This is a genomic window from Desulfosporosinus sp. OT, assembly GCF_000224515.1.
Taxonomy (GTDB): domain Bacteria; phylum Bacillota; class Desulfitobacteriia; order Desulfitobacteriales; family Desulfitobacteriaceae; genus Desulfosporosinus.
Genome location: NZ_AGAF01000183.1, coordinates 1 through 25,125, shown reverse-complemented (window position 1 = coordinate 25,125; position 25,125 = coordinate 1). Strand labels below are relative to the sequence as shown.

Annotated in this window: 25 protein-coding genes and 1 pseudogene; 19 read left to right on the top strand and 7 right to left on the bottom strand. The window is 41.5% G+C overall.

Annotated elements, in window-relative coordinates:
* A partial coding sequence (locus DOT_RS18170; RefSeq protein ID WP_009621875.1) for an ATP-binding protein occupies positions 1 to 537 on the top strand: 537 nt, incomplete at its 5' end.
* Between the two features lie 283 nt (positions 538 to 820).
* Here DOT_RS18170 and DOT_RS18165 read toward each other — a convergent pair.
* Positions 821 to 1,678: an MBL fold metallo-hydrolase gene (locus DOT_RS18165; RefSeq protein WP_009621874.1), complete on the bottom strand. Its 858-nt coding sequence runs from the start codon at positions 1,676 to 1,678 to the stop codon at positions 821 to 823.
* A 95-nt stretch (positions 1,679 to 1,773) separates the two neighbouring features.
* On the opposite strand from DOT_RS18165, the pseudogene DOT_RS28855 reads away from it, so the two are divergent.
* Positions 1,774 to 1,881: pseudogene (locus DOT_RS28855) on the top strand (DUF3102 domain-containing protein); the annotation flags it as partial.
* 30 nt (positions 1,882 to 1,911) lie between these two features.
* Here the strand turns inward: DOT_RS28855 and DOT_RS18160 are convergent.
* From DOT_RS18160 to DOT_RS31950, 3 genes are all read right to left on the bottom strand, one after another.
* Complete coding sequence (locus DOT_RS18160) at positions 1,912 to 2,223, bottom strand: TipAS antibiotic-recognition domain-containing protein (RefSeq protein WP_009621871.1); 312 nt, start codon at positions 2,221 to 2,223, stop codon at positions 1,912 to 1,914.
* A 671-nt stretch (positions 2,224 to 2,894) separates the two neighbouring features.
* A complete protein-coding gene (locus DOT_RS31955; RefSeq protein WP_242833864.1) occupies positions 2,895 to 3,482 on the bottom strand; it encodes a hypothetical protein in 588 nt (195 codons plus the stop codon).
* A complete protein-coding gene (locus DOT_RS31950) occupies positions 3,460 to 3,972 on the bottom strand; it encodes a RelA/SpoT domain-containing protein (protein WP_009621865.1) in 513 nt (170 codons plus the stop codon). The genes DOT_RS31955 and DOT_RS31950 overlap by 23 nt, the downstream gene beginning before the upstream one ends.
* Before the next feature lie 595 nt (positions 3,973 to 4,567).
* Between DOT_RS31950 and DOT_RS18150 the strand changes: the two genes are divergently transcribed.
* The 3 genes from DOT_RS18150 (at position 4,568) to DOT_RS18140 (ending at position 8,516) form a co-directional block, all read left to right on the top strand.
* Positions 4,568 to 5,692 (top strand): radical SAM protein, encoded by a 1,125-nt coding sequence (locus tag DOT_RS18150; protein WP_009621863.1) that lies wholly within the window; start codon positions 4,568 to 4,570, stop codon positions 5,690 to 5,692.
* 32 nt (positions 5,693 to 5,724) lie between these two features.
* Positions 5,725 to 5,991 carry a hypothetical protein gene (locus DOT_RS18145; RefSeq protein ID WP_157998486.1) on the top strand — a complete coding sequence of 89 codons (267 nt, stop codon included), beginning with the start codon at positions 5,725 to 5,727 and terminating at the stop codon, positions 5,989 to 5,991.
* A gap of 344 nt (positions 5,992 to 6,335) precedes the next feature.
* Complete coding sequence (locus DOT_RS18140; RefSeq protein ID WP_009621859.1) at positions 6,336 to 8,516, top strand: ATP-dependent RecD-like DNA helicase; 2,181 nt, start codon at positions 6,336 to 6,338, stop codon at positions 8,514 to 8,516.
* A 174-nt stretch (positions 8,517 to 8,690) separates the two neighbouring features.
* On the opposite strand, the gene DOT_RS18135 is transcribed toward DOT_RS18140, so the two are convergent.
* Together DOT_RS18135 and DOT_RS29845 are read right to left on the bottom strand one after the other, a co-directional pair.
* On the bottom strand, positions 8,691 to 9,779 hold the full coding sequence (locus tag DOT_RS18135; RefSeq protein ID WP_242833863.1) for a response regulator: 1,089 nt from the start codon (positions 9,777 to 9,779) through the stop codon (positions 8,691 to 8,693).
* A gap of 561 nt (positions 9,780 to 10,340) precedes the next feature.
* The gene (locus DOT_RS29845) at positions 10,341 to 10,547 is read right to left on the bottom strand and encodes a hypothetical protein (protein ID WP_009621855.1); all 207 of its coding nucleotides are present in this window, start codon (positions 10,545 to 10,547) and stop codon (positions 10,341 to 10,343) included.
* On the opposite strand from DOT_RS29845, the gene DOT_RS18130 reads away from it, so the two are divergent.
* The 14 genes from DOT_RS18130 to DOT_RS18065 all read left to right on the top strand — a co-directional run bounded on the left by DOT_RS18130 (position 10,546) and on the right by DOT_RS18065 (position 24,615).
* Positions 10,546 to 13,155, top strand: coding sequence for an ATP-binding protein (locus DOT_RS18130; protein ID WP_009621853.1), 2,610 nt, complete (start codon positions 10,546 to 10,548; stop codon positions 13,153 to 13,155). The genes DOT_RS29845 and DOT_RS18130 overlap by 2 nt on opposite strands.
* On the top strand, positions 13,148 to 14,230 hold the full coding sequence (locus DOT_RS18125; RefSeq protein WP_009621851.1) for a response regulator: 1,083 nt from the start codon (positions 13,148 to 13,150) through the stop codon (positions 14,228 to 14,230). Before DOT_RS18130 ends, DOT_RS18125 begins: the two co-directional genes overlap by 8 nt.
* 284 nt (positions 14,231 to 14,514) lie before the next feature.
* Positions 14,515 to 15,768, top strand: a complete 1,254-nt coding sequence (gene urtA, locus DOT_RS18120) for an urea ABC transporter substrate-binding protein (protein WP_040412751.1) — start codon at positions 14,515 to 14,517, stop codon at positions 15,766 to 15,768.
* Positions 15,769 to 15,858: 90 nt separating this feature from the next.
* Positions 15,859 to 16,764: an urea ABC transporter permease subunit UrtB gene (urtB, locus tag DOT_RS18115; protein WP_009621846.1), complete on the top strand. Its 906-nt coding sequence runs from the start codon at positions 15,859 to 15,861 to the stop codon at positions 16,762 to 16,764.
* A 30-nt stretch (positions 16,765 to 16,794) separates the two neighbouring features.
* Positions 16,795 to 17,871 (top strand): urea ABC transporter permease subunit UrtC, encoded by a 1,077-nt coding sequence (gene urtC, locus DOT_RS18110; protein WP_009621844.1) that lies wholly within the window; start codon positions 16,795 to 16,797, stop codon positions 17,869 to 17,871.
* A 60-nt stretch (positions 17,872 to 17,931) separates the two neighbouring features.
* Positions 17,932 to 18,684, top strand: a complete 753-nt coding sequence (urtD, locus tag DOT_RS18105) for an urea ABC transporter ATP-binding protein UrtD (protein WP_009621840.1) — start codon at positions 17,932 to 17,934, stop codon at positions 18,682 to 18,684.
* Positions 18,677 to 19,369, top strand: coding sequence for an urea ABC transporter ATP-binding subunit UrtE (urtE, locus tag DOT_RS18100; protein WP_009621839.1), 693 nt, complete (start codon positions 18,677 to 18,679; stop codon positions 19,367 to 19,369). Before urtD ends, urtE begins: the two co-directional genes overlap by 8 nt.
* Positions 19,370 to 19,397: 28 nt before the next feature.
* Positions 19,398 to 19,712: an urease subunit gamma gene (locus DOT_RS18095; RefSeq protein WP_009621838.1), complete on the top strand. Its 315-nt coding sequence runs from the start codon at positions 19,398 to 19,400 to the stop codon at positions 19,710 to 19,712.
* 118 nt (positions 19,713 to 19,830) lie between these two features.
* Positions 19,831 to 20,193, top strand: coding sequence for an urease subunit beta (gene ureB / locus DOT_RS18090; protein WP_009621837.1), 363 nt, complete (start codon positions 19,831 to 19,833; stop codon positions 20,191 to 20,193).
* A 36-nt stretch (positions 20,194 to 20,229) separates the two neighbouring features.
* A complete protein-coding gene (gene ureC, locus DOT_RS18085) occupies positions 20,230 to 21,936 on the top strand; it encodes an urease subunit alpha (RefSeq protein ID WP_009621836.1) in 1,707 nt (568 codons plus the stop codon).
* 32 nt (positions 21,937 to 21,968) lie between these two features.
* On the top strand, positions 21,969 to 22,400 hold the full coding sequence (locus DOT_RS18080; RefSeq protein WP_009621835.1) for an urease accessory protein UreE: 432 nt from the start codon (positions 21,969 to 21,971) through the stop codon (positions 22,398 to 22,400).
* On the top strand, positions 22,397 to 23,074 hold the full coding sequence (locus tag DOT_RS18075; protein WP_009621833.1) for an urease accessory protein UreF: 678 nt from the start codon (positions 22,397 to 22,399) through the stop codon (positions 23,072 to 23,074). The genes DOT_RS18080 and DOT_RS18075 overlap by 4 nt, the downstream gene beginning before the upstream one ends.
* Positions 23,075 to 23,128: 54 nt before the next feature.
* Positions 23,129 to 23,740 carry an urease accessory protein UreG gene (gene ureG / locus DOT_RS18070; protein ID WP_009621831.1) on the top strand — a complete coding sequence of 204 codons (612 nt, stop codon included), beginning with the start codon at positions 23,129 to 23,131 and terminating at the stop codon, positions 23,738 to 23,740.
* Positions 23,737 to 24,615 (top strand): urease accessory protein UreD, encoded by an 879-nt coding sequence (locus tag DOT_RS18065; protein WP_009621829.1) that lies wholly within the window; start codon positions 23,737 to 23,739, stop codon positions 24,613 to 24,615. Before ureG ends, DOT_RS18065 begins: the two co-directional genes overlap by 4 nt.
* An 84-nt stretch (positions 24,616 to 24,699) precedes the next feature.
* Here DOT_RS18065 and DOT_RS31440 read toward each other — a convergent pair.
* Positions 24,700 to 25,125: hypothetical protein (locus DOT_RS31440; protein ID WP_040412747.1), on the bottom strand; the 426-nt coding region annotated here is incomplete at its 5' end.

Sequence of the window (25,125 nt, the reverse complement as noted above, 5' to 3'; positions counted from 1 at the left end):
CTTAATAAAAAGGATAAGGAATTTTTTGATTTAATGATAGATGAAATTGACAGGGCAAATTCGATTATTACAGATTTCCTTGGGTTTTCAAAAGATAAAAAGATCGTTTATGAGGATAAAGACCTTAATCATATAATCCTAAAATTAGTTCCATTATTAGATACCAATTTGCTGTATGAAATAAAAACTGATTTAGGAAAGATACCAAGATTATTGTTAGACGAAAAGGAGATAAGTCAAGTCATCCTTAATTTGGCAAACAACGGCTTCGAATCTATGCCTTTTGGTGGTTGTTTGACAATAAGAACCTATAAATTAAATAATAAAGTGATATTGGAAATTCAAGATCAGGGTCAAGGTATAACGCCTGAAATAATGGCAAAGATAGGTACTCCATTTTTTACAACTAAAGAGAAGGGTACCGGGTTAGGATTGGCAGTATGCTCCAGTATTATTAACCAACATAAAGCTAAATTGGATATTCAATCTAATCCTCATGGTTCTAATTTTCGTGTGATTTTTAATATTACATTATAAGATTCATTTAGCTCATCCCGCTCCGCTTCCGAGATCCCAAGAAGGATGAGCGCCTGGGTGTAGGTTGTAGGTTAAATTCGTCACCAGTGACGAATTTATTTGCTTGCCAACGGTTACCAGGTTTTCGTAGTGGGTGATGCGGTGTGTTCAAGAACCAAGGGGAATTATCTAAATGGGTTATCCCTTAGAAGACTGTGTTCATGGCCGTTGTAAATCGGAATGTGTTCAAGGGGTGATAAGCCATGGGCAGTGTTGAATTAATCTTTGTGTCGGTGGAAAGATTCTATAAACCTCTAAGATACTTTGCGAGTGTTGCTTCAAAATCATCCGAATTCACTTGTCCTATGTCCATAAAGTTGTTCTTATAAGATGTATAATCAAAGCTTTCGCCTAATTTCTCTCGAATGAATGGTTCATACTTGAGAAGTAAACGATTATTTAAATTATATTGATGCACTTCGGCGGATGACTCAATCATTTCGGGTGCGATGGGTTGACCAAGTTGAATCCCTTGAATATAGGAAAGATTACGTTCGATTAAGTCATTATCAACAATACCGGAATGAGCCGAAATCTTGATTTGTGCGGGGAAGTGCTTAATCAACTCTAAAGTTTTAATAAATACATCGAGATCATAATAATCAAGATAGGGAATGGGATACTCAACAAGATCTCCAATAAATAATATAGAATCTCTCCGATCAAAGCATAGTGCAGAGTCGATCGTATGTCCTGGCGCATAGATAAACTCTATATCCTCATCTTCCAAGGAAAGCTTTTCACTAAATGTAAGGTTCGGATACCTAAGTTGAATTTCCCCGTTATGGAATTTTCGTAATAGGTCTAATTCGTAGTATCCGATTTCCTGCATGCGCGGTTTTAGCTTTTCATGTCCAATAATTTTTGCACCCTTGAAGGCACAATTTCCCCAGATATGATCCCAATCAGAGTGAGAATTAAAGACAAGGAGTTCTTTTGGGGATGATTGAGTCAAGAGATAATCCTTTACTACGTTCATGGATCGCGGACCTAAGTGCGTATCGCATAAAACAATTTGATGATCTCCTTTGATCAAATATACTGAAATGTCATCTTCGTAGGTGAAAATGACCCCTCTAATTCCTATTTCTTGGATTATCATTAAGCCCCTCCTCCAAAAGAATGATTATCACCATTATACCTGAATGACCGAGTGTGTGCTCGAGTTAGGGGCAAAAATTCAAGAGGCCATGTGAAATGGCGAATTTGACCTACACCCAGGCGCTCATCCTGCTTGGGATCCCGGAAGAGGAGCGGGATGAGTTTATCGTGGAGCATGATGTCGAAAGCATGACCAAATTGGAATTTCCGCCATGTCCCGATGGCGACTTGAACCTACTTTAAGGACGCATATGTCTCAGCAGCAATACACAGGTAGTAACAAAGCCCAAGTTGTTGGCGTTCAAGCATATTCCGATGAAAATCATCCTCTAAAAAAAACCTTGTCTGACTTACAAACGACTTGGCATCAATATTTAGGCCATGACTGTTGAGAAAATTAAGGTGTTTTTCAATAAGATCATGCAACTTTTCATCGGTCACTGCCCAGCCGTTTTTATGAGCATCAGATAGACTCTGAAGAAATTGTCGAGACTCCGTGGCCTTTTCATTCAAATCCTCGACCTGGATTTCCTTATTTGCCAGCATATCATAATCATATTTGCCCTTGAGATAGTCGTTTTGTTCTGAAAGTGCATTCTCCCATTACGAATGTAGGCAGGTGAAAAAATGCAAAACATCCCGCAAATATCCGATGCTGAATGGCTGGTAATGAAAGTATTATAGAATGAGTCTCCTCTCGGTTCCAGTGATGTCATTAAGGAACTGAAGGGTACAACGGACTGGAAACCAAAAACAATTAAGACATTGCTTAGCCGATTGGTTAGCAAAAATGCCGTAGCTTATGACGTTGTCCAATGGAAGCCTTTTGGGGTATCCTCAAGTGTGAAAAATACTACTTGCACAAATATCATACCTTTGAAGATTTAGCTTATGCAATAGATGAATATATGAGCTTCTATAATACTAAGAGATTACAAAAAAGACTAAACGGCCTTAGCCCAATCGAATTTAGGGCTTTAGCCGCTTAAAGATGGTTCTATTCTTAATATTACGGTTCGCGAGACCATCGTCTCAGTGTCTTGAGCCTTACATATTTCGTCGACCCCATATCAAGACTTTACATGGGGACAGCGGATGCTACCCTAAATCAAGGGATGGGGCTTACCTAAGAGGAATACATCCTTATGAGCCACAGCCCTAAGGTAGATCGATAGTTTTTAAATGAAGTACAGCCAATTTTCGGCTGTGAACTTTCGTTAAGATTTCGAAGAATAGGCTGCAAGGATTTGTCGGATGAGCTCTTGCCTACTTTCAGTCGTCTCAATTTTGAAGTGCTCAAGATAATCAGATACTTGGCTAGGAGAACCTCTTCGGCCAACGATGGCATATGCCAGGTAGAATAAAGAAGTACCCCAATTGACCTTCTCGCCCTGTTTGTTTTTGAGTCCATTGCGAGGGAAATTTAAAACATCATCTCCAATGTCTTTAACGATTTCATCGAGTTCCCCAATGGTCTTCACTCCCAGGTAACTAAAGACTGTCGTTAGATAGCCAAAAAAACGGTCCTTTAATTCCAGATCAGCGTTGACGATATGACTAATCTTCTGGTCGAGGATACGGATATGTTGAGATTTTTGAACATAAGATTTTAGCGATGCCTGATTGATAAGTACCATAGTGGGGGTCTTCTCGATTTGAGCTTCAACTTCGGCTTCGTAATTAGCGAGGTTGGAACGAATTTTGATAAACTCTTCGTCCGCCAATTCCAGTAATCCAGCTAGTCGCGAGAAGCTTCTCCGGATTTCTCGGGGAACGGCGTGTTCATTTTTTATAACCCAAGTCATGTTCAATTTCTGCCCATGTATGTTGAAGGATGGAGCGAATTTGAATTTCCAATTTACAATCTTTAAAGCGTTGGTACTCAATAAGCTGAAGTCTAAAGGGGGGAAGTTTGACGACATAATGAAGGGATAGATAGCCAAATTTCTCAGGGTCAATCAATTCTCGCTTGTCCACGGAATTTGACCGATCTACTTCAAATTCCTCCTCCACGAAACTCGCGATAAGATCCACTTGGTCCGCAAAATAGGTGATAATCCGAATCCCGGCTAAATCGGTGATGTCTTCTAGTTTTGTGTATTTATCATCTTCCCGATTTGCTTTTCTCTTTAAGCTTTCTCGGCTTTTTACCCGGGAAGTGATTGAGTGAACGTTGATGCCCTTAAGCTGAAGTATTCCTTTTAACAAGTTTTCGGTGACGTTTGTAAAATCGGAATATACTGGATAAACTTGATCAAATTTAGCGATGATGTCAGCTGAATTTTGATTGGTCATCTTAAATTTCCCTTCGGCTTCTAAGTCTTATTTTAGTTATTATGTTATCATATTTAGTTTGCCATATAAAAGTCTGTTGATTCTTGTATGAAAAGAGCAAGCCACTGTTCACAATGAAACGAATGAAGAAGACTTTGAGCCCATGTATTATACTGTAGGGCTTTATTTTATTTACTTTGGCAAAGATAATTATACATATATAATCTAGAAAGACTCGTATGTGCAGGATTTTGCCGGATAATCTCGAAGAAGTGAGAATTACTAAATCTAAATAGAGAATCAGATAATCTGTCAAACAGGATGCGTTAAGAAGGGATAGATATGGAACAAATTTGAAAAACTTCTGAATCATGTCAGCAAAACGGTTACCGATCTGGAAATCCAGCAGATCCTCGGGGAGCCGGATTATCCTCGATTTCAGGGTGAAGTGGAAAGGCGGGTAGAATCCGGAGTACTTGTTCCGGTAAAGGCTGCACGTTGAGTATCCGATCCGGTGGTTAGAAGTGCGTATGTCTTTTGAAGAAGACTATGTGAAAAAGCATAGCAGGAAGATAGGAATCGAATCTTTAGTAGAATTAATGATAGGAGGACATGTATGAAAATTTCAAAGAAGGATGCGTTGTTTTGGTTTGAATTCTTTTCAATATTGCCAGAGGATGAGGAAGTTATGACAAAACAACAAGAAATCATTTACGCTACCTTTGCACAAATTGAGGCTGCGATCGATCATAGAAATGATATGTTAATGTCGGAAATCCGAGGCTTGAAAACTTTGGAGAATAGAACTTTTTTTGTGGGAAATGAAAGCAAATTCCCCAAAGGATGTCGTTCTTGTCTGTTGGGAACCGGTTTGAGTGCAATCAGGAAAACGAACAAATGTAACTTAGAGTGTAAGTTCTGCTATCATTATGGAGAACTGGATGATATTGCTCCAGTTGGCGAAGGTATGTGGGAAATCGGAGACACAAAATTTTATGAAAAGGACATTGATTTACTGCTTTCCATCCAACAGAAGCCCACGGGCATTTCCTACGTTTATTTAGAGCCATTCATGGAAATTGAAAAATACTATCCGGTTATAAAGAAATTCAGAGATGCAGGGATTCATCAACATCTCTATACAAATGGCACTTTAGCTACGGAAGAGACGTTGAAAGCTTTAGGTGAAGCCGGTCTTGACGAGTTGCGTTTCAACCTGGGTGCCTCGAATTGTTCGGACAAAGTGATTAAAATTATTGCTATAGCGAAAAAATACATTAAAAATGTAGGTATTGAAACGCCAATGACTCCTGAGTTCTTCGAAACTTTTTTCAAGAAGAAGCAAGCGATCTTAGAGACAAAACTCGATTTTATCAACTGTGCAGAATTGCACTTAAATGCCAATAACATAGACAATTATCACGGGGAAAACATGTATATTTTAAGACATGGCTATATATCTCCGATTTGGAGTAGGGAATTAACTCTGAAATTCATGAAGATAGCCGTTGAAGAAAGCTGGGATTTAGCAGTTCATGATTGCTCAAACTATACGAAATTTGCCAGAGGTTTGAATTTTAGTGGCAATGAGGGTAGGTGGGTCGGATCCAGTAATTATACCTGTGAGTTTTCCAGGATACCCTACGAAGTATTTTTACCTATACTGCGTGATGACAATTTCAAATTTTTAAGTGAAGAGGAATTGCCTGCCGGCTATAAACCAGGAGAGCTGGTTTTTTAGTGAGGTAAGATGCCGAATGTTGCAAAAACAAGGTGCTGACAAGCCAAGATCAATACATTGTCGGATTACCGTCAAGTGCATTTATGGATGTTTACTGGAAGAAGCTACAGATGGCTAATCCCGTTACGACCGTGCTTGCAGATCGGGCTAAGAACATTGTGCAACGGCTGGAGTTTTTTGATCAATATTCAAAACCACTAGCGAAAATGGACCTTACGGAGTCAGAAAAGACACATTATTTGCGTGTGATTAGCTTGGATTATTTTGGTCGTTTTTATCTAAAGCAAATTATCGCATAAAGGTAGCTGGACGAGGCGTTGATGAGGTTGTACGAGATATTAGGATGACCTTAAAGCTTTGAGAATTGCGCGAAATGTCTGTTCCATCGGAGCTTTATGAATTCAAGTGAAAATTGAATTGTGTTAAGAAAGGAACAAATGTATGGCTAGTAATATAAAAAAGGATGCAGAGTGGGAGGCGAAAAAAATACGGGTTGTTATCCCGTCATCTTACGTATAGTTGTGCCATGAATTCTGATGCGTAAATACAGGAATGAAGAAGGCTTTGAGCCCCAGTATTATACTGTAGGGCTTTCTTTTTTCAGTGTAAGTCTACAATTGCTTGATGATTGGTAGGGCTCAAAATGGAATACATAAGCGGAGTTGTTGAGAGAATTACCTTCGAGAATGAAGATAATGGTTTTAGCGTCATCAAAATTAAATCCAAGGGTTATGCTGACCTTGTAACTGTCGTGGGCAGCTTGGCTGCTGTGAATGTCGGTGCAATAATACGACTCAAAGGCGAATGGAAGATGGACAGCAAGTTCGGGAAGCAGTTTGCTGCACAGGATTATCGTGAAACTCTTCCAGCAACGGTTGCAGGTATTCAAAAATATTTGGGAAGCGGCCTCATAAAGGGCATCGGACCGGTATTTGCTAAGAGAATCGTCCAGCATTTTCAAGAAGACACATTGAGGGTCTTGGAAGAAGAAGCAGATTACTTAGTCAAAGTTGCTGGCATCGGGCAAAAGCGAGTGGACATGATTAAAAAAGCATGGCAAGAGCAAAAGGAAATTAAAAATGTCATGCTTTTCTTGCAGAGTAACGGAGTATCAACTGCTTTTGCAGTTAAAATATATAAGACCTACGGAAATGATAGCATCGAAATTGTGAGAACTAATCCCTATCGACTGGCGGATGACATCTGGGGCATCGGCTTTAAAACCGCGGATAAAATTGCCTTACAGATGGGCTTCAATAAGAACTCCTTTGAACGTTGTCGCTCGGGGATTGTCTATGTACTTAATGAACTTTCCAATGACGGACATTGCTATGGAACAAGAGAACAGTTGCTGGAAGAGGCAGAAAAAATCCTTGAGCTTGAGAAATCACTGGTTGATTCAACCCTCAATAGGATGATCGAGGAAAAGACTGTCATTCTCGATGAAGGAGATTCCATCTATCTGCTGCCTTTTTATCACAGCGAGATTGGAATAGCGAAGAGAATGAAGGCTATTCTTTCTGTGGATACTCTCTACCCTATGACAAACGTCGATGGTATTCTTGAAATGATACAAACGCAGTATGACATCACCTACGACGAGGTGCAAAAAGATGCTGTAAAGACAGCAACGGCTTCAAAATTCATGGTGCTTACAGGTGGTCCTGGAACGGGTAAAACAACCACAACTTTGGCTATTATAAAGGTGTTTCAGTTACTGGGGGCACGAGTATTACTTGCAGCACCCACGGGTAGAGCGGCTAAAAGAATGTCTGAGACCACAGGGCTAGAGGCGAAAACGATTCACCGGTTACTGGAGTACAAGCCACCTGAAGGTTACAAGAAGAATGCTGAATACCCCTTGGAATGCGATGTGTTGATTATTGATGAAACTTCCATGGTTGACACCATCCTAATGTACAACCTACTCAAAGCGGTATCCAATGAAACCGTGGTTATACTTGTTGGTGATGTTGATCAGTTGCCATCGGTAGGCGCTGGAAATGTACTTAACGACATAATAGGCTCAGGAATCGTCAACGTCGTTAAGCTCACAAGAATATTTCGACAGGCCCAAGGCAGTGCCATTATTACTAATGCCCATAAAATTAATAAGGGAGACTTTCCAGACTTGAAGGGTAATCGAAACAGTGATTTCTTCTTTATTGAAGAAGATGAGCCAACCAAGGTTGTCCAAACAATTAAAGATCTTTGTACTAGAAGACTCCCCTCTTTCTACAATGTTGACTCTATCAACGACATTCAGGTTCTGTGCCCAATGCAACGGGGAGAAACAGGAGAGGCAAACCTCAATGCGGTTTTGCAGGAGGCACTGAATTCCTCCACTACTTCTATTAAATATGGTGGCACGGTCTACAGACTTGGTGATAAGATCATGCAGATAAAGAATAATTACGATAAGAACGTTTTCAACGGAGACATTGGAAGTATCTCTAAAATTGATATTGAAGAACGAACGCTTATCTTGAACTTTGATGGTAACGTGGTAGATTACGACGCTACAGAGCTAGATGAAGTCGTTTTGGCTTATGCCACCACAATCCATAAGAGCCAAGGAAGTGAATATATGATCGTAGTGGCACCTTTAACGATGCAGCACTACGTGATGCTACAAAGAAATCTTCTCTACACTTGTGTTACAAGGGCAAAGAGAGTTTTTGTACTAGTAGGTACAAAGAAGGCAGTTAGTATGGCAGTTCGCAATAATAAGACTTCAAAGAGGAAAACCCGTTTAGCGGAGAGGCTACAGGCGGATAATAACAATTCACATGGAGGTAACCCTGCAGCAGTATGTGTCATGTGATTTTCTCGGACATAGTTGTCAATGAATTTATTGCATTTGGGGATGTTTTTCTCAGTCACAAACGGCTTAAACATTAGAACATATTCCGTAAAACGCAAAGAGGGAATTTCCCTTATGTTAAAACCGGTAAGCATTTCCTTTATACCCTCGATATTTTCTGACCTTCTGTAAAACTTAGTCCTTGGGAATACTAAAGTAGAACGTCGCCCCTTCATCAACTTTTCCAGTTATCCAGGCTAAACCATGATGTCTCTTTAAGATTTTTTGAACTATCGCTAACCCTACACCGGAACCTTCGAATTCATTTTGAGAATGAAGTCTTTGAAAGACACTAAATAACCTAGAGGCGTAACGCATATCAAAGCCTGCCCCATTATCTTCTACTGAGATAATGAATCTGGTTTCATTGTCAATGAATGTAACTTTGATATGCGCTTTCTTCTGATTACGGGTGTATTTTAAAGCGTTGGTGAGGATATTTATAACGAGAAGCTTAATCATGACTGGGTCACCTTGAATAAGAGGTAGTGGTTTTATAATAAATTCTATATTTCTTTCTGGTTCAAGCCTGATTAATTCATTAAACACTTCTCCAAACAGTTGCTCTAAATTAATGTGTTCTATGTTCATTGGCATTTCGCTCATGCGTGAAAGCTCAAGTAAATGGTTAACAAGTTGGATAATTTCTGTTGACTTATTCTGAATGTCATCTACTAATTCACGACCTTCAAAGTCTAGTCTGTCCGAATAATCCAAAGCCAGATATTCTGTGAGCTTACTGAGAGATAGCAACGGTGCTTTTAGGTCATGGGCAACAGTATAACAAAAGCTGTCAAGTTCTTTATTGGCTTTTATTAAGGACTCTGTCTGTTTTTTAAGTTTAATATGGGTGTGCACGCGAGCAAGCAGCTCCGAGGTATTAAAGGGCTTAACCACATAATCTTGGGCCCCTAGATCAAATCCTTTTTTAATACTTTCTGCATCATTACTGGAGGTTAAAAATATTATAGGGATGCTACTATAATCACTTTCAGTTTTTATTATTCGACAAATTTCAAAACCATCCTGCTCCGGCATATAGACATCTAGAAGGATGATGTCAGGTTGATGTTGCTCGATTAATTTAAAAGCAGTACTTCCTTTGGTGGCAATCCGGACGCGAAAATTGTTTTCACGTAAGACTGTAACTGCAGTTTCAATATGTTCTGGCGTATCATCCACCAGTAGTATTTCAGGCTGGTTTATTGACTGGGTGTAATCCAAAGAGACCAACTCCATAAATCATTCTTTATCGCACGCACACAACGTATAAATTGTATAGGAGTACCTGTTTCAAAACAAGTATCAAAGGAAACTAACTTTTATGAAGTTCTCAGTGGCAGTAGGCATACGATACGATATCAACAAACCGAGTTTTGTGTTTTGTATAAATGTAGAGTACCCGTTGTAAAGGCCTAAAATTTATCCTATAATAAAAATTAATAATCTTGATCAACAAGGCAGCGGAGCCAGTTTGATGTGTCAAACTGACCCCGCTGTCTTTTTCTTACTAAACAGAAAGTATAAACTGACGTTTGTATATTTTCTGGAAGGTCCCTTCTCGCCATCCATGGCTACAGGGACACTCGGCCATCCATGGACAGCGGTCCCTTCTCGCCATCACGGCGCCTTGCCATTCCAGACTGCAGGAGTATGCGTAATAAGTTGCAGTGTGGCGATAAGCTCGTTCCTTCGCCACGAAGTATACATATTGGGTGTGTGGCTCGGCGATACTCTCCAATGGAGAGTATCGTGCTTATCGTCTTGGCTAGCGCATCAGTGCAACTAGGCAGCCGCCTGTACTAACGCTAACAAGAAGGTTAATACGTGCGAAGACAGTGTCTTCGTCGTGGGCGGCTGCCAGGTTTCTTTATTCTGGAGGTGATTTAAACTGCCACCGAAGATCGTAATTAAACAATCTACGATAAGTGCCTTGATGTTAGGAATCTTCTTTTTTATTTCTATTCTGCTGGGCAGTAGTATTTTATACATGAGTTCAAGTCTTAAAGATGAACAGACTGCTGAAAAGAGAAGGACTGAATTTAAACAACTGGGCATCGATCTAGCAAATGCTTCGGATTATTTGACTGATGAAGCACGTAAGTTTGCGGTAACAAGAGATGAAACTCATATGAATAAATACTGGAAGGAAATCAATATTACCAAAACGCGGGACAATGTAATATCCCGATTGGGTGAACTAAATTCCCCAAATGAAGAGATGGCTCTCTTGGCTGAGGCTAAAAAGAACTCAGATGCGCTTGTGGAGACGGAAAGACGTTCGATGAGGTTGGTACTTGATGCTTTAGGGGCGACAGAGGAGAAAATGCCGCCTGAAGTGGCTTCCTTTCGATTGAGTACAGAAGATCTAAAGTTAAGCACTGAGGATAAACTTACCAAAGCGCGGGATATCATGTTTGACGATAAGTATGATTTTGATAAGCGCAGTATTATGGATCCCATAGCAAAATTTCAACAAATCATGAATGCTCGCTTGGAAGCAGAACTGGAAATTGCCCGGAATGCTACCAGTAGGGCTGCTATCTTGCAAGCTGTCTTAGCGGCCATTATCATCGGTGCAGTTGCGGGATTACTACGCATTTTATTTACCCAAGTAACGTATCCGATTAAGAATTATACAGAACTGTTGAAAGTGTTTTCTTTTAGCAAGGACAACTTTAGCTTAGTGCCGGAGGGGTCTCTGGAACTTAGGTTACTTGCCAAAACATTTAATGACTTATATCAGTCGTTTCAGGAGGAATTGGTTAAAAGAAAACGTGCCGAAGATAAGATGAAAGTTGCTAAAGAAGAAGCAGAGAAGGCCAATAAGGCCAAAAGTGAATTTCTGGCCAATATGAGTCATGAGATAAGAACCCCCTTAAATACGATCATTGGTTATCACTATTTGCTGGAGAGCACGCAATTTGCACCTAAACAAAAGCAATATATGCAAAATGTTGGTTTGGCGGCTAAAAGTCTCTTGGGAATCATCAATGAGATCCTTGATTTTTCTAAAATCGAAGCTGGTCGCATGACTTTAGAGACTGTTGAATTTAATCTTTATGAAGTAATCAAGGAACTCTGCAGTATGGTTCAAATTGAAGCCCACCACCATGGCTTGGAAGTGCGCTATGTAATTCAACCGGGCGTTCCACGTTATGTAAAAGGGGATGCGACGAGATTAAAACAAGTCCTTTTGAATCTCTTGTCGAATGGAATTAAGTTCACGGATCAGGGTGAACTTGAAGTTATTGTTGAAGTTTTAAAAAACGATGACAATCAGGCTCATCTACGCTTTAACGTTTCAGATACCGGAATCGGCATTTCTGAGGAACAAATGAAACATCTGTTTGAGGTGTTTACCCAAGGTGATGCCTCAACTTCACGAAAATATGGGGGAACTGGCTTGGGACTTGCTATTTGCAAAAAAATTGTCGGTCTTATGGCCGGGGAAATTAGTGTCAGAAGTAGCATAGGGACAGGGTCAACCTTTAGTTTTACTGCGAACTTGGAAATTGTCGATCGTGCACCGCTATCGTTGAAAGAAAATAAACTCAACCAAGACATTTTTGCTACTAAAAAAATCCTTATAGTTGAAGATAATCAAATCAATTTGCAAATGACCAAAGATATTCTGGAAAGTTTAGGGTTTGCTACTGACACTTCTCAGAGCGGTTATACAGCTGTTCAGATGGTTAACAAAATGCGCTATGATGCTATTGTGATGGATATTCGCATGCCTGAAATGGATGGGTATGAAACAACACGTCGTATTTTAGAGCTCAAAGGGCTGAAGGCTCCGCCCATTATCGCCTTATCAGCGGATGCTGTTGAAGGCGTAGCTGAAAAAGCTAAATTGGCAGGAATGAGCGGATATTTAACCAAACCGTTAGATCCTTTGAAATTGGCTGAGGTTTTGCAAATATGTCTAGGTCTTGAAGCGCTTGATGTACCCCTGCGAGAAAATAATGGTTCAGTCACGGGTCAGCGAATATGGCTCGATTTCGAAAGCGGCATTGAGCGTTTGGGTGGTCGACAAGATAAATACAGATATATCCTCGAAAGATTCATCGAAAACCACGGAGAAGACCATATTACTATAAATCAGTTTTTAGCTAATAGTAATTTTGCGGAAGCAAAGAATCTATTGCATGTCCTCAAGGGGATTTCGGCAAATATTGGAGCAATCAAGCTTAACGAAGCATCTTTACGTTTAGAAAAAGCTGTAGATAACCTGTATGAAGAGGAGATCTGTAAGGAGAAGCGTCAGTTTGAAATAGTCCTAATAGAAAGTTGTAACCGTGTGGCTCAGTTCGTAGCTGCCTTACCAGTAGAACCTGAAGTAATGAGTGTAGAAAATCAGGAGATTCAAAATCAGTTAATTAAATTAGTCAAGCTATTGGAAGAGGGAGACTCAGAGGCATCCTTGGTTTATGAGGCATGTAAATATTTTCTCAAGCAAGAGTTGAGTGCTCTTGACTACAGCCAACTGAATGAGAAAATTACCAAATACAATCTTGGAGAGGCTGCTGAAGACATCATAAGACTTATTACCGCAATGAAAGGAACCAGTAAGCCTAGGGGGGTTAAGTATGTTTAAAGTGCTAATTGTTGATGATGACAAAGTGGTAAGGTATATGTTAAAGAAATATAATAAATGGTCTAACTATGGATTTAGTGTGGAAGAAGAAGCAAGTGATGGTAAAGAAGCATTGAGAAAGCTTACAACTGGTCACATTGACCTTGTTATAACGGATATTAAGATGCCGGGTATGGATGGGATAGAGTTTTTAAGTGAACTTAGCTGCAGAAAATGGGATGTTTGTTCAATTTTACTAAGTACACATAGCGATTTTGAGTATGCGAAACAAGGGATACGCTTAGGAGCCTTTGATTTTATTACTAAACCTTTAGAAGATGATGTTTTGAGTGAAGCCTTGGAAAGAACCAAAAAATATTTAGATGAAAAAAATCATCAGAGAGTAAGAGGAGAAGAAGAACGAAAGCTGATTGAAGACAGTCTGACGCATTTTTATCCGAAAAAACGAGAAGAAACAATAGCAGGTCTCATCTTAGCAGGCAATTTAGCGGCCATGACTGAGGCAGAAGCTGCCTTTTCTGAATTGGCTAGGTTGTTGGATCAAGATCTGTTTAAAACCGCAAAGTTGTTGGAAATCATGCTTTTAAACCTAAGCGGGGCATTGTATAAGGAGTTCACCTGGCTCCAAAAGGTTGAAGATCCAGAGTTTAGCAATGTTCTTCAGAACACTGATTCCATGCAGGGCATGAAGTCAGAGTATCTCAGCCGTGTTAGGGGTCTGATCACAGTTATTAAGAATTATGAGCTTCATCGAAGTGAAAGTATTGTCAGAAAGACGTGTCAATATGTTACTGATCATATTGACAAGGACATCAACCTTGAATTGGTTGCTAATGAGGTACATATAAGTAAAGACTATCTGGGGAAATTTTTTAAACAAAAAACGGGGATAAACTTTAACGATTATTTGACAAAAATCAAAATGGAATATGCCAAGCAGCTCCTTGGAACCGGTGAGTATAAGAACTACGAGGTAAGTGAAAAACTTGGCTATAGTAGTCCGGATTATTTCTGTCGTCTATTTAAGAATTATACGGGCTATACGCCCTTGCAGTACAGAAAATCAGGAGTATGAGAGTAAACTCGTTCAGCATTTGGAGGGGTTTACACCGGTTTTTTAGGGGAAAATAGCTGCTTTTTATGGTTAATATTTTGGGGCATAAATGGCATAATGGTTACAAATAGAGTAACTCAATTTTGTAACCAGCAACGGCGCTGTGAGGAATGAACAGTATCAATGAGATACCGAACATTCTTTACAGCGCTTTTTTTGGTTAGAATGTTAGCGCTAACGAAATATTTCAACATCGGTCCTGGCCAGTCATGTTGGAAAAGATCAAGGACGGAGAGGGGTAAGTTATGAAAAAATATTTTTCACTGAAGATGAGAAAACGGGCAACTGGGATGATCTCGGCAACCCTTATGGCAGGATTACTGCTGACCGGCTGTGGAGCTACTCAAACAACCAAACCAGCAGAAACGGCTAGTAGTTCAGGAGATACCATTAAAGTTGGAATCTTGCATTCGCTAAGTGGAACAATGGCCATCAGTGAAGTATCCGTTAAGGATTCGGAAATGATGGCGATCGACGAAATCAATGCCGCTGGAGGGGTCTTAGGTAAAAAAATTCAGCCGGTTATCGAAGATGGTGCCTCCAGCTGGCCGAACTTTGCGGAAAAAGCTAAGAAACTGCTCCAACAAGATAAGGTGGCAACCGTGTTTGGCTGTTGGACCTCAGCAAGCCGTAAAGCCGTACTGCCGGTGTTTGAAGAAAATAATGGCTTACTTTGGTATCCAGTTCAATATGAAGGGATGGAAGCATCACCCAATATTTTTTACACCGGTGCCGCTCCTAATCAGCAGATTGTGCCAGCTATAGATTGGTTGTTTAAGAATAAAGGCAAGAAGTTCTTCCTGTTAGGGTCTGATTATGTGTTCCCAAGAACAGCCAACAAGATTATTAAAGCTCAAGTAGCCGCTCTGGGTGGCGAGGTTATGGCTGAAGAATACACACCGCTTGGACATACCGATTATAGCACCATAGTTAATAAAATCATCGCCTCTAAGCCTGATGTCGTGTTCAATACCTTGAATGGGGACAGCAACGTCGCCTTCTTCAAGCAACTTAAAGATGCAGGTATTACTTCCGAAGATCTGACGACCCTTTCCGTAAGTGTTGCTGAAGAAGAAGTTCGAGGTATTGGTGCAGCAAACATGAAGGGTCAGCTGGTATCCTGGAACTACTACCAAACGACAGATACGCCTGAGAATAAAGAATTCGTTAAGAACTACAAAGCAAAATATGGTGCAGACCGTGTAACCGATGATCCTATCGAAGCTGCTTATGACGCAGTGTACTTATGGGCAGCGGCTGTAAAAAAAGCAGGTTCGACAGATGTAGCTAAGGTTAAGGAAGCTGCTAAAGGAATTGAATTTAAAGCTCCTGAAGGTCTAATTAAAATTGAGGGCGAAAATCAACACATTTGGAAACCTGTCAGAATTGGTGAGGTAACTGAAGATGGATTGATTAAAGAGATCTGGAGCACAGATAAGCCAGTCAAACCGGATCCGTTCCTGAAATCCTATGATTGGGCTAAGGGTCTTAGTAATTAGTTACTGACATAGTGGATTATGGTTTAACGGTGCAGGTGAGATAAAGCCTGCACCGTTGCTACTAATACACTCAGGAAAAGGGGTGAAAAAATGGGAACGTATATCCTGCAAATATTTAATGGAATCAGCGTCAGCTCGATTCTTATGCTAGCCGCCTTGGGATTGGCCATAACCTTTGGTTTGATGAAAGTGATTAATATGGCTCATGGTGAGTTTATCATGATCGGTGCCTATGTTACGTATCTCGTCCAAAATCTATTTATACATCTGGATAAGAGTCTTTTTGGGTTATATTTTGTCCTTGCTATCCCTGCTTCGTTTGTCGTGGCTGCATTTATAGGATTTGTGCTGGAAGGGACAGTGATCCGCCATCTTTACAATAGACCATTGGACAGTATCCTGGCAACCTGGGGAGTCAGTTTAGTGTTGCAGCAACTAGCCAGAAGTATTTTTGGGGCGCCTAATGTCGATGTCAAAAGTCCGGGCTGGTTGGAAGGCGGGCTCGTTTTACACCAAGGACTGCAGCTACCCTATAAGCGTCTTTTTATTATCGCCTTAGTCATTACTTGTATCCTGGGTATGTTCGTACTTCTATATAAGAGTAAAACTGGTCGGCGAATTCGAGCGGTCATGCAGAATAGAGAAATGGCAGAGAGTATGGGTATTAATACTCGAAGAGTCGATGCATATACATTTGCCATCGGCTCAGGGCTGGCCGGAATTGCCGGGTGTGCTTTGACCTTGCTGGGTTCAATCGGGTCCACCTTAGGAACTAATTATATTGTCGATACGTTTATGGTTGTAGTTCTGGGCGGTGTAGGAAAGCTGATAGGAACTGTAGCTGGTGGACTATTTATCGGAACAGCCAACACTACCCTTGAGTTTTACACCAATACCTCGCTTGCAAAGGTCTTAGTCTTTCTCTTAATTATTACATTTTTACAATGGAGGCCCAAAGGTCTATTTAACATCAGCAGCCGTTCATTAGACGAATAGTAAAGTATTACGGGAAGGAGGGACAAAAGGATGATTCTATGTTCGATGTTCGATGCTCGAAGTTTGGAGAATTCAAAAGAGAAATTAGTATTCTCGGTTATCATATTGGGTTTAGTCTTAGCTCCCTTGTTTTTGTCCGATTTCAGAATAAATTTACTTGGAAAATTTATTGCCTACGCTATTTTGGCAATTGGTTTAGATTTGATCTGGGGATTCACGGGGATTTTAAGCCTTGGACACGGGGTGTTCTTTGGACTTGGGGCATATTGCATGGCCATGTATCTGAAGTTAGAAGCTGCCAACGGAAAACTACCGGATTTTATGTCTTGGAGCGGGCTTGAAGGACTTCCTTGGTTTTGGAAACCTTTTTCCAACAGTATTTTTGCTCTTGTTATGGCAATCTTAGTGCCGAGTATATTGGCGTTTTTTATTGGGTTTTTAACCTTTAAGAACCGTATCCGGGGTGTGTATTTTTCCATCTTGTCTCAAGCCTTAGCTATTATATTTGTCACTCTTTTTATTGGTCAACAGGCATATACCGGTGGAACGAACGGCCTGACAAATTATAAAAGTATTCTGGGCTCCGCTTTATCGAATGGTTCAACAAAGCTTGTTTTATATTACATCTCGATAGGAATTCTTGTTTTGGTCTATGTATTTTGTAGTGTATTGGTTAAACGAAGATTAGGCAGGATCCTTGTAGCCATCAGGGATGGGGAAAACAGAGTCCGATTCTCAGGGTATAATCCTACAACATATAAAATATTTGTTTACTGTTTATCTGCAGGAATAGCAGGGCTGGCTGGTGCAATCTTTGTACCTCAGGTCGGTATTATCTCCCCAGCCGAAATGGGAATCGTACCATCTATTGAAATGATTATTTGGGTAGCTATCGGTGGACGTGGAACATTGATCGGCGCAGTTATTGGGGCAATACTGGTAAATGCCTTGAAAAGCGGGATCAGTGAAAGTTTCCCGGATGTCTGGTCTTACTTTATAGGCTTGGCCTTTATTTTTATAGTCTTGTTCATGCCTAACGGTATTGTGGGACTGGCCAAGAAAATAACAAGGAAGGTTAGTAAACAAGCCCTACACACTAATCACTAAAACGCCCAGTGAATTAAACTAGGACAATGGATATTGAGAAAATCAAGAGGCGGTGGAGATATGGAATCGATTTTACAGATTGATAATCTAACAGTAAGCTTTGATGGATTTAAGGCGGTTAATAATGTGAATACCGGGATAAAAAAAGGAGAGATTCGTTTTTTTATCGGACCGAACGGTGCCGGAAAAACAACCTTGCTGGATGCTATTTGCGGGCGGGTTAAGCCGCAATCAGGCCAGGTTAAGTTTTTGGATAGAGAAGTTACTCGTTATGCGGAGCATGAGATTGTCAATGTCGGAATCGGAAGGAAGTTTCAGGTACCCTCCGTATTTACCAATATGACTGTGTATGAAAACATGGAACTTGCAGTTGTGAAGGATCGTTCCCTGTATTCTTCCTTGTTTCAGAGGCTTAAGAAAGAACAGATCGAGAGAATTGAGGATATCTTAGTCACGATTGGTTTGTATGAAAAAAGATATAACACCCCGACAGCCTTATCTCATGGTGAGAAGCAGTGGTTGGAAATCGGTATGCTGCTCGCTCAGGAGCCTAAACTCATGCTGCTGGATGAACCAGTTGCCGGAATGGGTCGGGCTGAGACCGACAAGACCGGGGAACTTCTGAAAAAAATAGCTCAAACTTGTACCATTGTTGTCGTCGAACACGATATGGAATTTGTAAGGGATTATGCAAGTAAGGTTACGGTTCTTCACGAAGGGGCAATATTGGATGAGGGCAGTGTTTATGACGTTCAGAATAATCAAAAGGTAATTGATGTCTATCTTGGGCGGGGTGGGGAACGCGATGCTTGATGTTAGAAATCTTGAGGCTTTTTATGGGGAAAGTATCGTACTCAATGATATAAATCTGCATGTGCCAAACGGGCAAATTGTTTGCCTTCTCGGCCGTAACGGGGTTGGCAAGACAACTTTTTTAAAAAGTGTTATGGGTTTGGTTAAGACCCCTAAGGGGAGTATCAAGTTCAATGGCGAGGAAATCGTGAAGAAGCCTACCTATTATAGGGCTCGACAAGGGATCAGTTATGTTCCGCAAGGTAGAGATATTTTCCCACAGTTAAGCGTCCATGAAAACCTTTTACTTGGCCTTGAGGCATCTGGAGGGAATGGCAATATCGATGAAGAGATCTATGAACTATTTCCGGTTTTGAAGGCCATGCTGAAAAGAAAAGGGGGTGATCTGAGCGGAGGACAGCAGCAACAACTGGCTATCGCCCGGGCTCTGGTGTCAAAGCCTAAATTGCTGATTTTGGATGAACCTACAGAAGGAATACAGCCATCCGTAATTCAGGAAATCGGTCGGGTAATAAAACAATTAAATTCAGAAGCAAACTTAACAATTCTGATAGTTGAACAGTATTTGGAGTTTGTCGTTGAGGTTTCTGATTATTATTACGTGATGGAAAAGGGGATTATTGTGACAGAAGGCTTCACCATGGAATTAAATCAAGAAGAAATTCAGAAGCGAATGTCTATATGATCAATAACGAGTAAAAGGAGGTTGGGCGATGCATCTAAGTCCGACTGAAAGAGATAAACTGTTGATTTATACTGCGGGACAGGTAGCCCGTGAACGTTTAAAGCGCGGCTTGAAGTTAAATTATCCAGAAGCAGTGTCCTTGATTAGCGCTGAATTGCTGGAACGAATACGCGACGGGTATACAGTTGCCCAACTCATGGAGATGGGCACAAACATTCTGAGGCGTGACCAGGTTATGGAGGGAGTTCCTGAAATGATAGAGGAAATTCAGGTTGAGGGAACCTTTCCTGATGGTACGAAATTAGTTACAGTACATCATCCTATCAGGCTATCCGGTCGCTAAACGAAACGGATAACAGAGGTCGGGGTCGGAGGTCAGAAGCCAGAAGTCAGATTTAGGGTTTGAATTCGAGCATCGAACTCCGAACATCAAATATCGGACATCGCAGGGGGTAAGAGGTATGATACCTGGTGAGTATAAATTGGCTCAGGGAACAATTGAAGCGAATCAAGGACTGTCTACAGAAACAATAACGGTTAAAAACACTGGCGACCGTCCTATTCAGGTTGGATCTCATTATCATTTTTTTGAAGTAAACAGGTATTTAGTCTTTGATCGAGCCTTAGTTTGGGGCATGCGTCTAAACATTCCCTCCGGTACCGCTGTTCGTTTCGAACCGGGCGAAAGCCATACGGTTAGTCTTGTTCGATTTTCCGGTCCGGGGCCTTGGTTTGGAGCAAATAATTTAACTGCTGGTTGTCAGGTTAAGACGACATGTATTGAACAAGCTAAGCGGCAAGGATTCATAAAACCAGAAGTTTAATATTTCAGCTGAAATAAGGGGAGGAGGAATTGAACTGTGAGTTTAAGCATGTCACACCGTCAACATGCTGATATGTATGGACCAACTACTGGCGATAAAATTCGCTTAGCTGATACAGAGTTATGGCTAGAAGTGGAAGATGATCTTACCCATCCTGGTGATGAAGCAAAATTTGGTGGTGGTAAAGTCATTCGGGATGGTATGGGGCAGGATCCCCAGGCTTTGGTTGAAGCTATGGATTTGGTCATTACAAACGCAGTGATAATTGACTACTGGGGTATTATTAAGGCTGACATAGGTATCAAGGCAGGACGTATTTATGGCCTGGGTCACGCAGGAAATCCCAAGACGATGGCTGGGGTTAACCTTCCCATAGGGGCAGGCACTGAGGTGATTGCAGGAGAGAACTATATCGTTACGGCAGGCGGAATTGATAGTCACATTCATTTTATTTGTCCGCAGCAAATTGAAACAGCGATTGCTTCTGGTATCACAACAATGTTAGGAGGTGGAACCGGCCCAGCAGCTGGCACAAATGCTACTACCTGTACTCCGGGAGAATGGAACTTATACCGGATGCTGCAGTCTGCTGAAGGGTTTCCGATTAATCTTGGTTTTTTCGGAAAAGGGAATAATTCATGTCCTGAACCGCTGATAGCCCAAGTTAAAGCCGGGGCAATTGGTCTTAAGCTGCATGAAGATTGGGGGTCTACTCCTGCCGCAATTGACTGCTGTCTAAAAGTAGCGGATGAATATGATATTCAGGTGGCCATCCATACGGATACCCTTAATGAAGCAGGCTTTGTTGAAGACACGATTGCAGCGATTGCCGGGCGGACTATTCATACTTTTCACACTGAAGGAGCTGGAGGGGGCCATGCGCCGGACATTATTAAAATTGCCTCCCTGCCCAATGTCTTACCGTCTTCAACCAATCCAACCCGGCCATTTACGGTTAATACATTAGAAGAGCATCTCGATATGTTGATGGTGTGTCATCATCTTGATAAACAAGTCCCTGAGGATATCGCTTTTGCGGATTCCCGTATTCGTCCAGAAACCATTGCGGCTGAGGATATCCTTCATGATTTAGGTGTAATCTCCATGATGTCTTCTGATTCTCAAGCGATGGGACGGGTTGGAGAGGTTATTATTAGGACCTGGCAGACAGCGCATAAGATGAAAATTCAGCGGGGCTCCTTGGAGTCTGACAGTATAAATAATGACAATAACCGGATCAAACGTTACGTTAGTAAGTACACCGTTAATCCTGCTATTACTCACGGTATTAGCCATCTGGTTGGTTCGGTTGAAAAGGGGAAATTAGCAGATCTTGTACTATGGAAGCCGAAGTTTTTCGGTGTAAAACCTGCGATGGTGATCAAAGGTGGGTTTATTATGCATGCCGCTATGGGAGATGCCAATGCCTCTATTCCTACCCCACAACCAGTCCTCCAACAGCCAATGTTTGCTGCCTTTGGTAAAGGGGTTGCCGCTTGTTCGGTTACGTTTATATCCCAAGCAGCTGATCCGGAAACGTTGGCTAAAGAGCTCAAACTAGACAAAAAACTTGTTCCGGTGAAGAACTGTCGTCATATTGGCAAGGTTGACATGAAACATAACTTGGCAACGCCTCTGATTTCCGTGGATCCTGAGACCTATCAAGTTACAGCAGATGGAGAAATTCTAACTTGCGAACCAGCTGATGTCCTACCTATGGCACAGCGGTACTTTATGTTTTAGGTGGACGAAAAGTTGATAGGAGGCTGAAGGCTATGATCGTAACTAAAGTGATTGGAAAACTTGCTGACTTGGAACAGATTTATCAGCACGAAAAAGAGACTTTTACCATAGAACAGCTTCATCTTTCTTGGGACGAACTCCAGAAGAGGATTCTTCGTAAAACAACTGATGTGGGTAGAGATATTGGGATACAACTGGAAAGCGGGCATTTGCATCCGGGAGATATTCTTTATAGAGAGGAAAATCACCTTATTGTAGTAAAGGTAAAAGAAGAAGCTGTTTTAGTAGTTCCTGTCGGGAATATGAGGGAAATGGGATTGGCCGCTCATGCGATTGGCAATATGCATGCCCCAATAGAGTTGAAAAGTGATTGCGTGATCACGCCCTATAATCAGGTATTACAAGAGCAGCTCGCTAAATTAGGGTTATATCCGGTTAAAGAAGCCGGAGCCTTTGCACCATGATTAAGCAATCACCGTTGGTCGGTTTGCGCTTAATGCAATTAGCAGATTCAGCCTTTCCTTCCGGTGGCTTTACTCAATCTTTCGGACTTGAAACGTTTATTCAGGGCGGTGACATCAAAACCCAGCAAGAATTAGCTCAGTTTATGCAGACCTTTCTCTACTTCACATGGCGACCTACGGATTTACTGGCAGTAAAACTTGCTTGGAAAGCAACAAAACAATCAGACCTGAAGCACCTTTATTTACTGGATCGACGGTTGAATGCCATGAAATTACCCTCTGAAAGCCGTGAGGGTAGTGTGAAGATGGGTAGAAGGCTTCGGCAATTACTAGGTGAAATTGATGCCACTTATCCTTCGGAGGTTAAATTTCCATTTGGTCACCAGGCTATTATTTGGGGACATTACGGAGCTGGCGCAGGGATTGAATTAACTTTACTACTTACTGCATTTGCCCATATGAGCACTGCATCTCTTATTGCGAATGGCGTACGGGCTATTCCGTTAGGCCAGACCAGTGGACAGCAGGTACTGGCGCTCCTTCAACCCCTTCTTGATACCTGTATTCAATGGGTAACAACGGCAGCTGACAAAGATTGGGGTGGCAGTGCACCAGCCTTCGATTGGGCAGGCATGGCTCACGAGAGATTATATTCCCGAATATTTATGTCTTAGTAATTCAATGTTGGAAGTTAGAAGGAAGTTCGAAATGTGAAGGAGGTGTTTTTAGTGTGGCCGATTCGTATTGGGGTTGGGGGTCCTGTTGGGTCAGGAAAAACTGCCCTTGTGGAAAAATTAACTCGCTATTTGGTAGCAGAGTATAGTCTAGCTGTAATAACTAATGATATTTTCACAAAGGAGGATGCTGAATTCCTCTGTAGTCATGGTGTTTTGCCCCAAGATCGGATCATGGGAGTTGAAACGGGAGGGTGCCCTCACACAGCCATAAGAGAAGATGCCTCTATGAACCTGGAAGCGATTGATACTCTAAAGGAAAGAATCCCGGATCTGCAAATTATTTTTGTGGAAAGTGGAGGCGATAATTTAGCTGCAACCTTTAGTCCTGAATTAGTTGATGTTTCGATTTATATTATTGACGTAGCCCAAGGGGAAAAAATTCCTCGAAAGGGGGGACCTGGAATTACTCGTTCAGATCTTTTGATAATCAATAAAATAGATCTGGCTCCGTATGTTGGAGCAAGCTTGGAAGTAATGGCTCAAGATTCTCGGCGCATGCGTGGTGATCGACCCTTTTTGTTTACTAATCTTAAAAATGAAGAAGGCTTAGATAACGTCATAATGTGGATTCGGAAAAACGTTATCATGGAGGATATCAGATGAATGCACAGTTAAAACACGGTATTCTTCGAGTTGAAGTCCAGCAGGATAATGGCAGGAGTATCATCAGTTCTCTTCGCCAGAGGATGCCGCTGCGGGCGTCAAGCCCTCTCTATTTTTCGGACAAGGAAGAGGTTTTTTTCTATATCATGAATCCGGCTGCTGGTCTTCTGCAAGGAGACCAGCATAGTATTTTAGTGCGTGTCAAACCTGATGCTCAGGCGGTTGTTTTCGGTCAAGGGGCGACAAAGGTTTTTCGCTCACCGCAGGGAATTCTCTCGAGGCAATTCACGACCTTGATTGTTGAGGATGGAGCAAGACTGGAGTACATGCCAGAAGTGGTTATACCCTTTGCCGAAGCATGTTTATATAGTCGTACGAATCTTCAAATATCCAGCAAAGCCTCGGCGTTTTTTTGGGAAATTACTGCACCTGGTCGAGCCGCCCGCCAAGAGCTCTTTAAATATAATTTACTCGATCAGCAGACCAATATTTTCCTGGACCGAGAATTAATTTTTAGTGACAGATTTTTGCTGGAGCCGCCAAAGGCACTTCCTTTTTTGAACACATGGTGTAGCCCGTTGGGCCTAATGCATGGCTATTCGCACATGGGAACATTTTGGGCCATTGATCCAAATCTGCAAAAGGTGATCCTTGAATTGCTGCAGCGCGACAATGACATTGAAAATAGTTTTATGGAACATTTAGCTAAACGCTTTAATGTATTGATAGCCGGATCGGCAATTTGTAAGCATGCTTATTGTTTCCGGGCCTTGGGCAATAGTGCAGAAAATATTCAAGAGGGCTTTAAGGAGATATGGACAATCTTACGTTCACGCTTATATAATGAGCCTGAGTGGCCATGGAGGAAATATTAGGAATTATTGAGTAATTAATAGAGTAGGATTTATGATCACTTGTGAGCAGTTTTAGCTCAAATCTCGTCTAATCTACAGGATTATTTAAAGGTGCTTGAAAATGAGTATAATGCCATTCTCTGCCCTCTGAAAAGAAAGGTAAGGCTGCATCTCTTCAGTCTTTTTGGTTTCATCGTTTTGATTCACGGAAGCCTTATCCATAGAAGACTTGTCACAATGTCCATGTTTGAAGGCGTGCTCTCCGTGCTCTCCGTGCTCTCCGTGATGCCCGTGATGCCCGTGATGCCCGTGATGCCCGTGATGCCCGTGATGCCCATGATGCGCATGATGCCCACAGTGCCCATGTCCCTCACCATGATGGGCATGGTGATTGTGCATGGCTTTAAAGAACTCATGAATAGGGGAACTGTCGCCATGATGTTCGCAACCTGCTTGCTTAGCCTTCTCTTTGAAATTCAGTAAGGCTTCAAACGCTTCCAGCTTTGCGCGCAGCTTTTCTTTGTCCCCCTT

What these genes read in the sequence shown, in the direction of transcription:
- DOT_RS18165 (WP_009621874.1), bottom strand. Translation starts at nt 1,678, where the DNA reads ATGATAATCCAAGAAATAGGAATTAGAGGGGTCATTTTCACCTACGAA.
- DOT_RS18160 (WP_009621871.1), bottom strand. Translation starts at nt 2,223, where the DNA reads ATGCTGGCAAATAAGGAAATCCAGGTCGAGGATTTGAATGAAAAGGCC.
- DOT_RS31955 (WP_242833864.1), bottom strand. Translation starts at nt 3,482, where the DNA reads ATGACTTGGGTTATAAAAAATGAACACGCCGTTCCCCGAGAAATCCGG.
- DOT_RS31950 (WP_009621865.1), bottom strand. Translation starts at nt 3,972, where the DNA reads ATGACCAATCAAAATTCAGCTGACATCATCGCTAAATTTGATCAAGTT.
- DOT_RS18150 (WP_009621863.1), top strand. Translation starts at nt 4,568, where the DNA reads ATGAAAATTTCAAAGAAGGATGCGTTGTTTTGGTTTGAATTCTTTTCA.
- DOT_RS18140 (WP_009621859.1), top strand. Translation starts at nt 6,336, where the DNA reads ATGGAATACATAAGCGGAGTTGTTGAGAGAATTACCTTCGAGAATGAA.
- DOT_RS18130 (WP_009621853.1), top strand. Translation starts at nt 10,546, where the DNA reads ATGAGTTCAAGTCTTAAAGATGAACAGACTGCTGAAAAGAGAAGGACT.
- DOT_RS29845 (WP_009621855.1), bottom strand. Translation starts at nt 10,547, where the DNA reads ATGTATAAAATACTACTGCCCAGCAGAATAGAAATAAAAAAGAAGATT.
- DOT_RS18125 (WP_009621851.1), top strand. Translation starts at nt 13,148, where the DNA reads ATGTTTAAAGTGCTAATTGTTGATGATGACAAAGTGGTAAGGTATATG.
- urtA (WP_040412751.1), top strand. Translation starts at nt 14,515, where the DNA reads ATGAAAAAATATTTTTCACTGAAGATGAGAAAACGGGCAACTGGGATG.
- urtB (WP_009621846.1), top strand. Translation starts at nt 15,859, where the DNA reads ATGGGAACGTATATCCTGCAAATATTTAATGGAATCAGCGTCAGCTCG.
- urtC (WP_009621844.1), top strand. Translation starts at nt 16,795, where the DNA reads ATGATTCTATGTTCGATGTTCGATGCTCGAAGTTTGGAGAATTCAAAA.
- urtD (WP_009621840.1), top strand. Translation starts at nt 17,932, where the DNA reads ATGGAATCGATTTTACAGATTGATAATCTAACAGTAAGCTTTGATGGA.
- urtE (WP_009621839.1), top strand. Translation starts at nt 18,677, where the DNA reads ATGCTTGATGTTAGAAATCTTGAGGCTTTTTATGGGGAAAGTATCGTA.
- DOT_RS18095 (WP_009621838.1), top strand. Translation starts at nt 19,398, where the DNA reads ATGCATCTAAGTCCGACTGAAAGAGATAAACTGTTGATTTATACTGCG.
- ureB (WP_009621837.1), top strand. Translation starts at nt 19,831, where the DNA reads ATGATACCTGGTGAGTATAAATTGGCTCAGGGAACAATTGAAGCGAAT.
- DOT_RS18080 (WP_009621835.1), top strand. Translation starts at nt 21,969, where the DNA reads ATGATCGTAACTAAAGTGATTGGAAAACTTGCTGACTTGGAACAGATT.
- DOT_RS18075 (WP_009621833.1), top strand. Translation starts at nt 22,397, where the DNA reads ATGATTAAGCAATCACCGTTGGTCGGTTTGCGCTTAATGCAATTAGCA.
- DOT_RS18065 (WP_009621829.1), top strand. Translation starts at nt 23,737, where the DNA reads ATGAATGCACAGTTAAAACACGGTATTCTTCGAGTTGAAGTCCAGCAG.